This is a genomic window from Nocardioides caricicola (assembly GCF_039541135.1).
Classification (GTDB): Bacteria; Actinomycetota; Actinomycetes; order Propionibacteriales; family Nocardioidaceae; genus Nocardioides; species Nocardioides caricicola.
Map to the genome: position 1 here is coordinate 294,268 of NZ_BAABFQ010000006.1, position 14,562 is coordinate 308,829.

12 protein-coding genes are annotated in these 14,562 nt (G+C 71.1%); 3 read left to right on the plus strand and 9 right to left on the minus strand.

Annotated features, from left to right (window positions below; translation table 11 throughout):
* Positions 1–4: 4 nt before the first annotated feature.
* Positions 5–1,033 carry a YihY/virulence factor BrkB family protein gene (locus ABD875_RS12730; RefSeq protein WP_345177247.1) on the plus strand — a complete coding sequence of 343 codons (1,029 nt, stop codon included), beginning with the start codon at positions 5–7 and terminating at the stop codon, positions 1,031–1,033.
* A 128-nt stretch (positions 1,034–1,161) separates the two neighbouring features.
* On the opposite strand, the gene ABD875_RS12735 is transcribed toward ABD875_RS12730, so the two are convergent.
* From ABD875_RS12735 to ABD875_RS12775, 9 genes are all read right to left on the minus strand, one after another.
* Positions 1,162–2,610, minus strand: a complete 1,449-nt coding sequence (locus ABD875_RS12735) for a glycosyltransferase family 39 protein (protein ID WP_345177251.1) — start codon at positions 2,608–2,610, stop codon at positions 1,162–1,164.
* Positions 2,607–3,374 carry a tyrosine-protein phosphatase gene (locus tag ABD875_RS12740; RefSeq protein ID WP_345177254.1) on the minus strand — a complete coding sequence of 256 codons (768 nt, stop codon included), beginning with the start codon at positions 3,372–3,374 and terminating at the stop codon, positions 2,607–2,609. Before ABD875_RS12740 ends, ABD875_RS12735 begins: the two co-directional genes overlap by 4 nt.
* Before the next feature lie 20 nt (positions 3,375–3,394).
* A complete protein-coding gene (locus ABD875_RS12745) occupies positions 3,395–3,958 on the minus strand; it encodes a protein-L-isoaspartate O-methyltransferase family protein (protein WP_345177257.1) in 564 nt (187 codons plus the stop codon).
* A 38-nt stretch (positions 3,959–3,996) separates the two neighbouring features.
* Complete coding sequence (locus tag ABD875_RS12750) at positions 3,997–4,425, minus strand: NUDIX domain-containing protein (protein WP_345177261.1); 429 nt, start codon at positions 4,423–4,425, stop codon at positions 3,997–3,999.
* Between the two features lie 20 nt (positions 4,426–4,445).
* Entirely contained in the window at positions 4,446–5,192 is a 747-nt protein-coding gene (locus tag ABD875_RS12755; protein ID WP_345177265.1) for a DUF1295 domain-containing protein, read from the minus strand.
* Positions 5,185–5,877: an anti-sigma factor gene (locus ABD875_RS12760; RefSeq protein WP_345177268.1), complete on the minus strand. Its 693-nt coding sequence runs from the start codon at positions 5,875–5,877 to the stop codon at positions 5,185–5,187. Before ABD875_RS12760 ends, ABD875_RS12755 begins: the two co-directional genes overlap by 8 nt.
* On the minus strand, positions 5,874–6,473 hold the full coding sequence (gene sigK / locus ABD875_RS12765; protein ID WP_345177271.1) for an ECF RNA polymerase sigma factor SigK: 600 nt from the start codon (positions 6,471–6,473) through the stop codon (positions 5,874–5,876). The genes ABD875_RS12760 and sigK overlap by 4 nt, the downstream gene beginning before the upstream one ends.
* A 20-nt stretch (positions 6,474–6,493) precedes the next feature.
* The gene (locus ABD875_RS12770; RefSeq protein WP_345177273.1) at positions 6,494–7,147 is read right to left on the minus strand and encodes a fasciclin domain-containing protein; all 654 of its coding nucleotides are present in this window, start codon (positions 7,145–7,147) and stop codon (positions 6,494–6,496) included.
* Between the two features lie 66 nt (positions 7,148–7,213).
* Positions 7,214–8,680: a molybdopterin-dependent oxidoreductase gene (locus tag ABD875_RS12775; protein ID WP_345177276.1), complete on the minus strand. Its 1,467-nt coding sequence runs from the start codon at positions 8,678–8,680 to the stop codon at positions 7,214–7,216.
* Between the two features lie 237 nt (positions 8,681–8,917).
* Between ABD875_RS12775 and ABD875_RS12780 the strand changes: the two genes are divergently transcribed.
* Both ABD875_RS12780 and ABD875_RS12785 read left to right on the plus strand, forming a co-directional pair.
* On the plus strand, positions 8,918–13,690 hold the full coding sequence (locus ABD875_RS12780; protein ID WP_345177278.1) for a DUF7507 domain-containing protein: 4,773 nt from the start codon (positions 8,918–8,920) through the stop codon (positions 13,688–13,690).
* 47 nt (positions 13,691–13,737) lie between these two features.
* Positions 13,738–14,487: an enoyl-CoA hydratase-related protein gene (locus tag ABD875_RS12785; protein ID WP_345177281.1), complete on the plus strand. Its 750-nt coding sequence runs from the start codon at positions 13,738–13,740 to the stop codon at positions 14,485–14,487.
* Positions 14,488–14,562: the final 75 nt, after the last annotated feature.

Sequence of the window (14,562 nt, forward strand, 5' to 3'; positions counted from 1 at the left end):
CGGGGTGGCACGGGTCATCGACGCGGTTGACGACGCTCAACGGCGTTGGTCCGTGTTCGGCTACCCGCTCGGCGTGATCTACAAGTACTTCGACGACCAGGGCAACTACCTCGCCGCGATCATCACCTACTACGCGTTCATCGCGATCTTCCCGCTGCTGCTGCTGGGCTCCACGATCCTCGGCTTCTTCCTCGAGGGCGACCCGGAGCGGCAGGAGGAGCTGCTCGACTCCGCGCTCGCGCAGTTCCCGATCATCGGCGACCAGCTCGGCACGCCCGAGGGGCTGACCGGGTCGACGACGGTGGTCGTGGTCGGCTCGCTCGTCGCGCTGTACGGCGGACTCGGGCTCGGCCAGGCGCTGCAGAACACCCTCAACGTGGCGTGGGGCGTGCCCCGGAACAGCCGGCCGAACCCGATCCTGCTCCGGCTCAAGAGCCTGTTCCTGCTGGTGACGGCGGGGGCGGCGATGCTGGCGATCTCCGGCCTCTCGATCGTGGTCAGCCACACCGAGGCGTTCGGCGAGAGCCTCTCGGACTACCAGTGGCCGATCGTGGTGCTCACGGTCGTCGTGAACACGCTCGTGCTGACCGCGCTGTTCCGGGTCGGCGCCGCGCGCAGCCACAGCATCTGGACCGGCTCGGTGCCCGGCGCCATCGTCGCGTCGCTGCTCTGGATGCTCCTGCAGTCCCTCGGTGCGTACTACGTCGAGAACGTGATCACGCAGACGACCAGCATGAACCAGACCTTCGCGCTGGTCCTCGGCCTGATCGGCGTGATCTGGCTGGCCGCGGCGATCGGCGTCTTCGGCATCGAGGTGAACGTCGTGCTCGACCGGCGGCTCTGGCCGCGGGCGCTGCTGACGCCCTTCACCGACCGTGTGAACCTCACCGAGGCCGACCAGCGCGCGTACGCGAGCTACGCCAGAGCCCAGCGCCACAAGGGATTCGAGACCGTGGAGGTCACGTTCACCGACTCCATGAAGCTACGCGTCGTCCAGCGTGAGCCGGACGACGACGCCGATCACGCGTCGTGAGGAGACCCGGATGAACCTCAACCTGTCGGTGTTCTGGACCCTCGTGGTCCTGGGCGCCGGGCTGCTCGGGCTGGCCGCCGGGGTCGCGGTGCTGATCCTTGCGACCGGCGTCCTGGAGATCTGAGCGCCTACGCGTCGTAGTGCACGAGGTCCGGCCAGCGCTCGGACCACGAGCCGACCGGGCCGGCGCAGACCCAGACGCCCGTGCCCTCCTCCTCGTTGTCGGCACCGGCCTCGTTGTGCAGCGTCGCCGCGCGCTCGCAGCCCTCGAAGTCCCGGGGCTCCGAGTCCCACCCGACGACCACCACCGGCGTCGCGGACTCCGGCGGCGGACCCCACTCGCGCCAGCCGTTGTGCCCGCTGTAGACCGGGGCGCCCACGCCGTACCACTCCATCGCGCCGGCCTCGCCGTAGTTGCCCGTGAAGACGACGGTGCCCTCGGAGAGGTCCGCGACGACGGCGCGCACGGTGTCGGCGTGGTCGTCCCAGCCGATCGTCTCGAGCTGGTCGACGTCGAGCTTCGGGTAGTGATCCACGTACGTCTGCTCCGGCAGCACCGGGATGACCGCGGGCCAGGCGACGACGGCGGACAGTGCGAGGACGGCGCCGGCGACGACCGTACGGCGGCCCGGCCACCGCTCGGCCAGCGCGACCGAGCCCGCGGCGATCAGCGGCACCACGAAGCCCGCCAGGTAGTAGCCCTTCCCGCCGGTGACCAGGAACACCAGCAGCACGGCGAGGAACCCGACGGCGACCGGCCGGGCGGCCGCCCACGCGGGCCGGCGCAGCAGCTGGACGAGGCCGTAGATCCAGAGCACGCCGATGACCGGGCTGAACATGATGAACGCCTGGCCGAGGAGCTCGACCCGGCCGCCGACCCCGCCGTACTCCTCGGAGATGTCGGAGGACAGGTCGAACACCGGCCAGTCGTGGGCGTTCTGCCAGAGCAGGTTGGGGATCCAGAGCATCAGGGCGACGAGGCCGCCGAGCCAGGGCCAGGGCGTGCGGAGCGCGGGCCGGGTCTCGCGGACCAGGGCGACGCCGACGAGCAGGCCGAAGAGGCAGAAGACGACCGCGTGCTTGTTGTTGAGACCGATCCCGGCGACCAGGCCGGCCCAGAGCCACAGCCGCGGGCGGTCGTCGACGAGCGCCTGCGTGACGAGCACGGCGATGGCGGTCCAGGCCAGCGTGTCGAACGTCGCCGTCGACAACCGATGGCCGACGGCCATCGTGCAGACCCCGGCCGCGACCGTCACCGCCGTCAGCACCTGTGCGGGGCGGCCGCCGCCGAGGAGCCGCGCGAACTGGGCGGCGAGGGCGACGACCGCCGCGACCGCGACGATGCTCCAGAGGCGGAGCACCAGCAGGTCGTTCGGGGCGATCGCGTGCGAGACCGCCGCGAGCAGCGGCGTGAACGACGGCTGGTCGGCGTACCCCCATGCGAGGCGCTGCCCGGCGGAGCTGAAGTACAGCTCGTCGCGGTGCGGTCCGTACTGGCCGATGATCAGCAGCAGCAGCGCCGCCTGCGCGGCGACGACGAGGCCGACCGCGCGCGTGGCGTACGGCGCTCGGGTCACCCGACCAGTCTGGCGCGCAGCGCTCCGATCGTCTCGTCGTCTAGACCGAGCCCGTCGCGCAGGTAGCCGTCGATCGAGCCGTACAGCTCGTCGACCGCGTCGTAGGCCGCCTGGAGGAACGACTCCTCGACGACCATCGTGGGCTCGTACACCGCCACCTTGTCGGCACCGAGGTGCTCGCCGATCAGCGCGAGGTACTTCGCGCGCGTGGCGGAGGAGACCTCGTTGGTCAGCAGGTAGTCCGCGACGATCGTCTCGCGTTCGACACCGGCGATCTCGAGCAGCAGCACGGCCGCCCAGCCGGTGCGGTCCTTGCCCGCGGTGCAGTGGAAGAGCTGCGGGAGCGGCTCGGTCGCGAGGTCGGTCAGCAGCCGGCGGTAGGACTCCCGCGCCTGCGGCGAGCGCACGAACGCGTCGTACACCTCACGCATCACGCGCTCGGCCGCGGCGGCGTCGGCGAGGCCGGACACCATCTCGGTCGGGATGCCCGTGACCTCGACGTGGTGCCAGGTCGCGCCCGGCACCGCGACGTCAGGGTGCGCGTCGACCTCCATCTGGCCGCGCAGGTCGTGGATGTGCGTGATCCCCAGCCCGGCAAGGGATTCCGCGTCCTCGTGGGTGAGCTGGAGCTCGTTCGAGCGGAAGTAGACGCCGCGGCGGACGTTCCCGCCGTCGCGGGTCGGGTGGCCGTGGCCGTCCCCGGCCACGTCACGGAAGTTGTCTGCGGAGGCGAGCCGGAGGAGCTCGGCGGGCGCATCGGTCACCTGCGCAGGATAGGGGTCGGTCAGCGCAGCGGCACGAATCGGTAGTACCCGTGGCGACTCACGACGGGCCCGTTGTCCGACTGTTCGACCAGCAGCATCTCGCCGTTCACCGGGATCACCATCCGCCCGTCGGCGGCGAGCTGGTCGACCAGGGTGGCGGGCAGCTCGGTCGCCTGGGCGGAGACCAGGATCCGGGCGTACGGCGCGTGCGCCGGGTCACCGTACGTCCCGAGTGTCGCCTGCTCGATCGTGGCCTGGGGCCAGTTCCCGCGCGCGAGGTTCCGGCGCCCGAACTCGACGAGGTCCGGCTCCAGCTCGAGACCGCGCACCTCCCCGTCCGGGCCGGTGAGGTGCGCGAGGAGGGCGGTCGTCCATCCGCTGCCCGAGCCCACGTCGAGGACCGTGTCGCCTGCTCGCACGTCGAGGAGGCGCAGCATGTTCTCGACCGTCCGCGGCTGGGAGTTGGTCTGCCGGTGCCCGATGTCGATCGGTCGGTCCTGCGCCGCCTGCCCCCGCGCGTGCTCCGGCAGGAACCACTCACGAGGCGCCGCCGCGAACGCCTCCGATACCCGGTCGGTGGCCATCGTCCGAGCATAGGAGCACCGCGACCCACGCCCCTACGTCAGCCGGCTGGACCGTGCACCGCGAGCAACGCGTACGCCGCCAGGGTCTTGGCGTCGCAGATCGTGCCGTCGGCGATCATCTGCTCGACCTCGGACCGGGCGAACCAGGCCGAGCGCATGTCGCGCTCGCCGGGGTCACGGTCGGGGGCACCCTCGGTGAGTCCTGCGGCGAGGAAGACCGCACAGCGCTGGTCGAGCGTGCTCGGCATGATGTCGAGGGTGCCGAGGCGGGTGAGGGAGGCGGCCCGGAGCCCGGTCTCCTCGCGCAGCTCGCGGGTCGCGGTGGCCGCGGTGTCGCTGTCCACGAGCGGCTCCACGTCGCCGGAGGGGAACTCCCACCGGCGGCCGCCGACGACCGGACGGTGCTGCTCGACGAGGTGCAGCCGATCGCCGTCCAGCGCGACGATCAGGGCGATGTCGGCGTCCACGCCCGCCAGTATGGCCGCGCTCAGCGCCGCTTCGGCGGGAGCGGGACGAACACCGAGGTGCGGGCGGCGTACTCGGAGTAGCCGGGACGCTTCATCATGGTCCGCTCGAGCAGCCGGACGCCGGTGACCCGCACCAGCCAGAACGTCATGGCAACCGGCGACGCGACGGACAGGAGGCCGGGCAGCCAGCCGGAGGCGAGGCCGCCGACGAGCCAGAGGCCCCACCAGACGCAGGCATCGCCGAAGTAGTTCGGGTGCCGCGACCAGGACCAGAGGCCGGTGTCGAGGACGGGTGGGCGCGGCGAGGATCGCTTGTACGCCGACAGCTGGGCGTCGGAGACGGTCTCGAAGAAGACCCCGACGGCCCAGACGGCGACACCGAGCCAGACGACCCAGGTCAACGAGACCGAGGAAAGGGCTGCGGCCTGGAGGGGCAGGGAGACCAGCCAGACGGCGGCACCCTGGACGGCGAACGTCCTCGCCGCGGAGAGCCCGACGTACCGCGGGTCCTCGCCCTGGCCGCGGGAGCGGGTGAAGATGTGGCCGGAGAGCCGCACCGCCCACACGCCCACCAGCGCGACCAGCAGCCAGGACTGCCAGGAGCCCGAGAACACGGCGCAGGCGACGGAGACCAGCAGCAGGGCCAGCCCCCACGCCACGTCGATGACGGAGAGCCGGCCGACCCGTGCGGAGACCACGGCGGTCACCGTCATCACGGCGACCGCCGCAGCGAGCGACAGTCCGGCGACCTGGAGCCAGTCAGGCATCGAAGGGGAACACTGCGACCGGGGGAGTCGTCGGCTCCTCCGAGCCACCGGCGGGCTCGACGGTGATCCCGGCACCCGTGGCGGTCGTCGCGTCACCCTCCAGCACCACGGTCTGGTCCGTGGCGACCGGCATCAGGCCGGCGGAGACCATGCCCTCGCCGGGCACGTCGAACCAGAGCTGGTAGACCTTGCCCTCCGGCGGGGGCGGCATGTCGTCGGTGACGATCACGGCGCGCCCGAGGGAGTCGGAGTGCGTGACGGTCGCGGTCGCCTCGCCGAGCTCGAGCGTCGTGCTCTGCGCGTCGGTGGCGGTGAGGACCGACTCGGCGATCGTCGGGTTCTCCTCCTCCCACGGCTGGTGCCACACGGCGAGCCCGGCCCCGAGGAGGACGACGGTCGCGGCCGCGGCGGCCACCAGGTTCCCGAGGCGCCGTCGAGACCGCGGCGGCGCCACCGGGGGCGGCAGCGGGCGGACGGTCGCGATGTCGGCGAGCACGCGGTCGCGCAGCGCCGGAGGCGGCTCGACCGCCTCGGTCGCGGCGAGCAGCGCCGCGGTCTCCCGCAGCTCGGCCACCTCGGCGCGGCAGTCCGCGCACTCGGCGAGGTGCCGCTCGAAGGCGGCGCGCTCGATGTCGTCGAGAGCGTCGACGGCGTAGGCACCGGACAGTGCGTGCACGTCGGTCATGACCCCACCCCCAAAGCGTCTCGCAGCCGGATCATCCCATCGCGGATCCGGGTCTTGGCGGTGCCGACCGGTAGGTCGAGCATGGTCGCCACCTCCGTGTGTGTGTAGCCGCCGAGGTACGCCAGGCTCACGGCCTCGCGCTGCACCTCGGTCAGGTTCGCGAGCGCGCCGCGGACGCGGCGTGCCTCCATCGAGGCCTCGGCGGCCTCCGCGGTCGCATCGTGTGCGACCGGTTGGTTGCGCTGCTCGTACGTCGTCTCGCGGCGGCTCGACGCCTCCGCGGACCGGACCCGGTCCACCGCCTTGCGGTGGGTGATCGTGAGCAGCCAGGACAGTGCGCTGCCGCGAGCCGGGTCGAAGCGTCCGGCGGTTCGCCAGATCTCCAGGAACGACTCCTGGGTGACCTCCTCGGCCTGGGCCGGGTCGCGGACGACGCGGACCGCGAGCCCGTAGACCCGGGCCGCGGACGCGTCGTACAGGGCGGCGAACGCCGCCTCGTCACCGCGACCGGACCTGCGGAGCAGGTCGGCGAGGTCAGGGCCGGACGCCCCGTCGTCTGGGGACGGGGCGCCGGCGACTGGCCGTAGGTGTTCCACGTGTCTGTCCTTCAGGGAGGTCAGGGCATCAGGACCGAGTCGATGACGTACACCGTGGCGTTCGCGGTCGGGATGTTCCCGCACAGGACGCTAGCCCCACCGGAACCGACGGTGAAGTCCTCGCCGGACCCCTCGATCATGAGCTCCGAGCCCTCGAGGGTCTCATGCGTCCCGGCGAGCTGCTCGGGCGTGAGCTGACCCGGCACGACGTGGTAGGTGAGGACCGAGGTCAGCGCCGGCTTGTCGGCGAGCAGCGCGTTGAGGTCCTTGGCCGGCACCTGCGCGAACGCGTCGTCGGTCGGCGCGAACACCGTGATGCCCTCGGCCGAGTTCAGCGTGTCGACGAGGCCGGCCTCGCCGACCGCGGTCACCAGGGTCTTCAGCAGCGGGTTGGCGCTCGCGGCGGTGGCGACCGGCTCGGTCGCCATGCCGTTGAACGACCCGCCACCGTCGGCCGGGATCGCGGAGCAGCCGGCACCGAACGTCTGCGCGCCGGCGTCCATCGCGTCGGACGGCGAGGAGGTGTCGGAGGGGGACTCGGAGCTCATCGAGGTGGACTCGTCCGAGCCGGAGGCGTCGGAGTCGCTGGAGTCCGAGCTGCAGGCGGCCAGGCCGAGGGTGGCGGTGAGCGCGAGGGCGGCGAGGCCGCTGGTACGACGGATGCTGCGGTTCATTGGTCGAGCCTTCCGGTTGTGGTCTGGTCGTCGGTGATTCGGTGCCACGGCCTCAGCGGATTGGTCTCACGCCACGTTCACGACGATCTCCTGGACCCCGCTCGACCCCTCGGGGAACGGCGTCGCCCGGACCGCGGTCTGCACGTCGTCCTCGCCGTCCACCGTGCGTACGGCGAGCGTGTGCTGGCCGGGCTCGGCGGTCCACGGCAGGTACCACTGCCGCCAGTAGTCGTCGCCCGCGGACGGGCCGAGCCGGGCCTGCTGCCAGGCGCCGCCGTCGATGCGCACCTCGACCTTCGCCACGCCCATCTGGTGCTGCGCCCAGGCCACGCCGCCGATGACGGTGCGCCCGGCGTCGACGGTGGCGAGCGGCTTCGGGGTGTCGATCCGGCTGGAGATCTTGATCGGCGCGTCGGTCGCCCAGTCCCGCTCGGTCCAGTACGCGTCCTGCTCGGCGTACGTCGTCAGCGTCATCCGGGTGATCCACTTGCACGCGCTGACGAACCCGTACAGGCCCGGCACCACCATCCGTGCGGGGAACCCGTGCTCCGGCGTCAGGGACCGGCCGTTCATGCCGACCGCGATCATCGCGTCCCGGCCGTCGGTCGCGACGGCGAGCGGGGTGCTGATCGTCATCCCGTCCACGTCGGTGCTGAGGATCTGGTCCGCCGACGTGCTTCCGATCCCCGCCTGCTCGAGCAGGTCGGTGAGCCGGACCCCCAGCCAGCGCGCGGCGCCGATGTACTGACCGCCGACCTCGTTGGAGACGCAGGTGAGGGTGATGTCCCGCTCGACCAGCGGCATCGCGAGCAGCTCGTCGAGCGTGAACGACACCTCCTGCTCGACGTCCCCGTCGATCGTGAGCGTCCAGCCGTCGGCGTCGACGATCGGGAGCGCGAGCCGGGTGTCGACGCGGTAGAAGTCCGAGGTCGGCGTGCGGAAGCTGCTGATGCCGGGCACCCGGTCGTCGAGACCCGTGGGGAACGGCGGCGCCGGGTCGGCCGCCGCCGGCAGGTCGATCTCCACGACCCGGCTGCGGTACGACGTGATCCACCGCCCCGCCCCGCCCATCGCCAGGGCGCCGACCGCGAGGCCGCCGGCGAGCAGCACGCCGCGCCGGCCACCGCCGCCGGCCTGCCGGGTCCGGGTCAGCGACCACAGCGCTCCGATGCCGGCCGCGCCCGCGACCAAGCTGGGCAGGACGTCGGTCGCCAGCAGCGCCGGTACCGCCACGAGGACCCCGAGCAGCGCGGCGCCGTACAGGAAGCGCCGCGCGGCGAGCACGCCCGCGACCGCGGCGAGCACCAGCACCCCGGCGAGCACGGAGCCGACGAGGATCGCCTTGTCGTGGGTCCCGAACTGCGCGATCGCCCACTCCTTGACCGGCGTGGGCGTGAGGTCGATGACCTGCGAGCCGACCGCGAGGACGGGCGAGGCCGACGGCTCGGTCAGCGCCGCGACCAGGTGGCCGGCGGCGACGCCGACCAGGGCGGACAGGACACCGAAGCCGGCGGGGACGAGGCGAGTGCGCATGGGGGTGGTTCGGTGCGGTCCAGTCCGGCGGATGGGCGCGAGCCGTGTGCTAACACACGATTTCCCACAATTTCCTCCGGACACACCGCTCGCGGGTCTATGGTTCCCGCGATTGCCTGAGAGGACTGTGCCGAGCGCGGTCCGATCTGGTGGTAGGGCTCTCGCACCTGCGAGGGACCAAGGGGGGCTACACCAAACGCTCGTAGACGAGCAACAACGGCTGGGGGGCCGGCGATCATGTCGCTGCTGCGTGCATTCTCATCTTCGAACTCTGATCGGACACGCGTCCGTGTCCGCCGCCTCGGCGTCGCGACGCTGTCGACCGCCGTCTCGCTCGGCGCGCTCGCGGTCGTGACGGTGACGGCGGCTCCGGCGCAGGCGACCTCCGGCGTCGACAGCTTCGTCTGCCAGGCGGACCGGGTCTACAGCGTCGACGGCAACTCGCACGTGATCAGCAAGATCACGCCGAGCACCGGCGCCTCGTCGTCCAACGGCACGATCAGCGCCGGCAACGACGAGACGGTCAACGCCCTGGCGCTGCCCAACGGCGGCGGCCGCTACATCTACGCCTTCAACCGGCAGGACAACAAGGTCCTCCGGTTCGACGCGACCACCAGCTCCACGCAGTCGTACAGCGCGCCCGCGAACAGCGACTCCGAGGACGTCATCGCCGGAGCGATCAACCCCTCGAACGGCATCTACTACTACGCCGTCGGCGGCTCGCCGTGGAAGCTCTACGCGTTCAACACCAGCACGAACACCGGCATCGGCCAGGTCGGCACCATCGGCGGCCTCTCGAACAACGGTGACATGGCGTTCGACGCCGTCGGCAACCTGTACGTCGTCAGCAACGCCAACCAGACCGCGGCCGGCACCCTGGCCCGCATCAACGGCCCGCTGCCGACGACCGCGGGCTCGACGTCGTTCGCGGCGACCGTGCTCGCCTCGCTGCCCGGCAACTCCGGGCAGTACGCCTCGATGGCCTTCGACGGCACCGGCGTCCTGGTGATCGGCACCGGCAGCGGCAAGGTGCTGCGGGTCAACCCGTCCAGCGGTGCCCTGATCGACACCCACCAGTCGTCGGTGAGCCTCTCCGACATGGCGTCCTGCTCGAGCCCGAGCATCGCCTCGGTGCGCGTCGACCTGCCCAACGGCCGGCACGACAACGACGACCAGTTCACCACCACGATCACCGGCGGCGGCGTCTCCTCGGGCAACACCGGCACGACCGCCGGCACCGACACCGGCCTGCAGCTGAACGACGCCGAGGTCGCCGGCCCGGTCGTGGTGCTGCCGAGCACGACGTACACGATCACGCAGAGCGCCGCAGGCGGCACCCAGCTCAGCGACTACTCGACCACCTGGAAGTGCGTCCTGCAGTCCAACGGGACGACGGTCGCCCAGGGCACCGGCAGCTCCGGCACGTTCACGATGCCGTCGAGCTCCGGCAGCACCGTGGTCTGCACGTTCACCAACACCCCGCTGTTCCCGTCGATCGAGCTCGACAAGACGGCCGGCTCGATCATCGACGGTGACGGCAACGGACCGGACGCCGGCGACACGATCAAGTACGACTTCAAGGTCAAGAACACCGGCAACGTCACGCTGAACCCGGTGACCGTGAGCGACCCGAAGCTGGGCGCGATCACCTGCCCGGCCGGTGCGCTCGCTGCGGGCGCCTCGGTCAGCTGCACCCAGAAGACCTACACGCTCACCCAGGCCGACGTCGACGCGGGCAAGGTCGACAACACCGCGACGGCCACCGGCACGCCGCCGAGCGGCCCGCCGGTCACCGACACCGACACCGTGAACACGACCGTGCCGAAGCTGCCCGCGATCGAGCTCGACAAGAGCGGCTCCGCGATCAACGACAACGACGGCAACGGCCCCGACGCCGGGGACACCATCACCTACACGTTCCTGGTCACCAACACCGGCAACGTCACGCTGAACCCGGTGACCGTGAGCGACCCGAAGCTGGGCGCGATCACCTGCCCGGCCGGCGCGCTGGCGCCGGGTGCGTCGGTGAGCTGCACGCCGAAGGCCTACACGCTGCTCCAGGCCGACGTCGACGCCAAGAAGATCGAGAACACCGCGACCGCGCACGGCAGCCCGCCGAGCGGCCCGGAGGTCACCGACACCGACACCGTGAACATCGCGCTGCCGGGCTCGGCGGCCATCGAGGTGGACAAGGTCGCCGGCACGATCAACGACGTCGACGGCAACGGCCCCGACGCCGGGGACACGATCACCTACACGTTCCTGGTCACCAACACCGGCACCGTGACGCTGAACCCGGTCACGGTCACCGACCCGAAGGTCGGACCCATCACCTGCCCCAGCAACCCGCTGGCGCCCGGCGTCTCGGTCAACTGCACCCCGAAGGTCTACACGCTGACGCAGAACGACGTGGACACCGGCAAGGTCGAGAACACCGCGACCGCGCACGGGACGCCGCCCTCGGGCCCCGAGGTGACCGACACCGACTCCACCACGACCCCGGTCGCGGCGCTGCCGTCGATCGAGCTCGACAAGACCGTCGGGTCGGTCCTCGACGGTGACGGCAACGGCCCGGACGCCGGTGACACGCTCAAGTACGACTTCAAGGTCAAGAACACCGGCAACGTGACGCTGAACCCGGTCACGGTCACCGACCCCAAGGTCGGCACGATCACCTGCCCGCCCGGCGCCCTGCTGCCCGGTGCGAGCGTCACCTGCACGCAGAAGACGTACACGCTGACCCAGGCCGACGTGGACGCAGGCTCGGTGGACAACACCGCGACCGCGCACGGCAGCCCGCCGACCGGCTCGGAGGTCACCGACACCGACTCCACGCACACCGAGATCACGGTGGCGGACCCCGCCATCCAGCTGATCAAGGGCGCGGGCGCGGTCAACGACGTCAACGGCAACGGCATCGACGACGGTGACACGATCACGTACACGTTCAAGGTGAAGAACCTCGGCAACGTGACGCTGACCAACATCGCCGTCACCGACCCGAAGATCGGGCCGATCACCTGCCCGAACGTCGCGCTGGCTCCCGGGGCGACGCTCGACTGCGACCCGCGTGACTACACGCTCACCCAGGCCGACGTCGACAACGGCGAGATCCACAACACCGCCACCGTCCACGGCACCACGCCGGGCGGCGACACCGTGACCGACGACGACGACCACACGGTCGACCTGCCGGCCACCGGCTCGATCCAGCTGATCAAGTCCGCCGGTGCGCTCCAGGACGTCGACGGCAACGGTCCGGACGCCGGCGACAAGATCACCTACTCCTTCGAGGTGACCAACACCGGCAACGTGAAGCTCGACCCGGTGGTCGTCACCGACCCGAAGGTCGGCCCGGTGACCTGCCCGAGCGGCGGCCTCGAGCCGGACGAGTCGTTCACCTGCACCGACGTGACGTACACCGTCACCCAGGCGGACGTGAGCCACGGCTCGGTCGACAACACCGCGACGGCGACGGGCACGACCCCGGACCACAGCACGGTCCAGGACACGTCCTCGACGACCACGCCGGTCCAGGCGACGATCACGAACGTCAAGGTCACCAAGACCGCTGACAACGCCTCGCCGCACGTCGGTGACATCGTGACCTACACGCTGACGGTGACGAACAACGGAGCCGCCGACGCCGAGGACGTCGTGGTCACCGACCACCTGCCCGGTGGCGTCACCTTCGTGTCCGCGCAGAGCCCCTGCACGCACGCCGGCCCGGTCGTGACCTGCGACGTCGGCACGCTGCCGTCCGGCGACTCGCAGAGCTTCGAGGTCAAGGTCAAGGTCGACCCGCTGCCCGACACGGCGACGGACCACCAGCACCTGTTCGACGTGCAGAAGACCGAGGTCCACGTGGACGTCGAGAGCATGGACGAGGCCACCGGCACCGTCTCCTGCATGCCGGGCTACACGGTGACCGACGGCTCGGGCCGCATCGACCACGTCGACCAGGGCACCGGCACGTACGCCGACGTGGCGATGACGCAGAACCGCGCGGTCGGCAACGACAGTTGGCGCGCGCACTTCGTCAACGACGCCCACGGCCGGGTCCAGGCGAAGGTCTTCGCGGTCTGCGTGAAGAACGACAGCGAGGAGATCAACGGCCACGACCACCACATCGTCGTCGGCCCGCAGCTCAGCCAGACGCAGGCGCTGCCGACCGGCCGCACCGACGTCACGCTGAACTGTGGACCGGGCCAGGTGCCGATCCAGCCGGGCTACGTGCTCGACGGACCCGCCCCGGTGCTCACGACGTACCCGTCCGGCAGCAACGGCTGGACGTGGGGCGTGGTGAACGGCGGCGCCGCCACCACGGGCACGTTCACGATGCGCTGCCTCGACGTGCTGGTCAGCACCTCGGCCGGGCACACCCACGCACTCGGCCTGGACGAGATCCGCAAGACGGTGACCGTCCCGGCCGGGCAGGAAGCCGAGTTCACGCTGTCCTGCGCGGGCGACGCCAAGGGCATCGTGGCCGGGTACGACATGGACGAGGGCCTGGTGAACCTGGGCAACGACCCGCGGCCGATCATCCGGGTGTTCAAGTTCTACAACCCGACCAACGGTCCGCTGTCGGTGGACCTGTACCTGCTCTGCCTGAAGAACCGCACGGTCGGCGGGAACGCCGGCGGTCACGTCGTGAACACCGCGACGGTCACCACGACCACCGCGGAGTCCTCCACGGCCGACAACAGCGACAGCGCGTCGTTCAACATCGACACGTCGCCGCCGGTCGTGCTGCCCAAGACGGTCCAGGTCTCGACCACCAAGGTCAGCACCGCCGTCTCCTGCGGCAAGGGCGGTGGCGTCTGCAAGGGCCAGGCCGTCCTGGTCAACAACGGCAAGGTCCTCGCCAAGGGCAGCTACAAGATCAAGTCCGGCAAGAAGATGGCCGTGCACCTGAAGAAGACCGCCGCCGGCAAGAAGATGCTCGGCAAGCTGAAGAAGGCGCAGCTGCGCATCGACGGCAAGGTCCGGACCGTGACGCTCAAGCACTGAGCACCTACTGATCCGAGCGAGCTCGGGCATGCGGCAGGATGAGCCGCATGCCCGAGCTCGTGCATGTCACGGTCACTGACGCCGTCGCCACCCTCACCCTCGACTCGCCGCACAACCGCAACGCGCTGTCGCGCCAGCTGGTCACCGAGCTGTTCGAGGGGCTCGAGAAGGCCTCGGCCGACCCGGCGGTCAAGGTCGTGCTGATCCGCGCCGAGGGCCGCGTCTTCTGCTCCGGTGCCGACCTGTCCGAGGCGTCGACCGAGGGCATGGAGCTCGGGGCCCGCAGGATCGTCGACCTGCAGCGGCTGATCGTCACCATGGACAAGCCCGTCGTGGTGCGGGCGTACGGCGCGGTCCGCGCGGGCGGCATCGGCATCGTGGCGGCGTCCGACATCGCCATTGCCTCCGAGGACGCGACGTTCGCGCTGACCGAGGTGAAGCTCGGCCTGGCCGCCGCGATCATCTCGCTCACCGTCCACCACCGGATGAACCCGCGGGCGGCGGCACTGACCACGCTGGGCGGTGAGGTCTTCACCGGCACCGAGGCGGCGGCGTACGGCCTGGTGACGAAGGCGGTCCCCGCCGACGACCTGGACGCCGAGGTGGAGCGGGTGTGCGCCTCGCTGGCCACCGGCGCCGCGCAGGGCCTGCGCGAGTCCAAGCGCATCCTCAACCGCGACCTGGTCGCCCGCATCGACGAGCGCGGCGGCGAGCTCGCCGAGCTCTCGGCGACGCTGTTCGCCTCCGACGAGGCGCGCGAGGCGATGACCGCGTTCCTGTCCCGTCCGAAGCGCTGACGCGGACGGACCCGATCGTCCGTAAAGATGTCACCTCCGTCCGAGGGCGGGGGTAGGCTTGTCGACTTGCCGGAA

Bases quoted from the DNA above. Each gene is read 5' to 3' on its own strand.
- ABD875_RS12745 (WP_345177257.1), bottom strand. From the start codon at position 3,958: ATGGCCACCGACCGGGTATCGGAGGCGTTCGCGGCGGCGCCTCGTGAG.
- ABD875_RS12755 (WP_345177265.1), bottom strand. From the start codon at position 5,192: ATGCCTGACTGGCTCCAGGTCGCCGGACTGTCGCTCGCTGCGGCGGTC.
- ABD875_RS12760 (WP_345177268.1), bottom strand. From the start codon at position 5,877: ATGACCGACGTGCACGCACTGTCCGGTGCCTACGCCGTCGACGCTCTC.
- ABD875_RS12770 (WP_345177273.1), bottom strand. From the start codon at position 7,147: ATGAACCGCAGCATCCGTCGTACCAGCGGCCTCGCCGCCCTCGCGCTC.
- ABD875_RS12775 (WP_345177276.1), bottom strand. From the start codon at position 8,680: ATGCGCACTCGCCTCGTCCCCGCCGGCTTCGGTGTCCTGTCCGCCCTG.
- ABD875_RS12780 (WP_345177278.1), top strand. From the start codon at position 8,918: ATGTCGCTGCTGCGTGCATTCTCATCTTCGAACTCTGATCGGACACGC.
- ABD875_RS12785 (WP_345177281.1), top strand. From the start codon at position 13,738: ATGCCCGAGCTCGTGCATGTCACGGTCACTGACGCCGTCGCCACCCTC.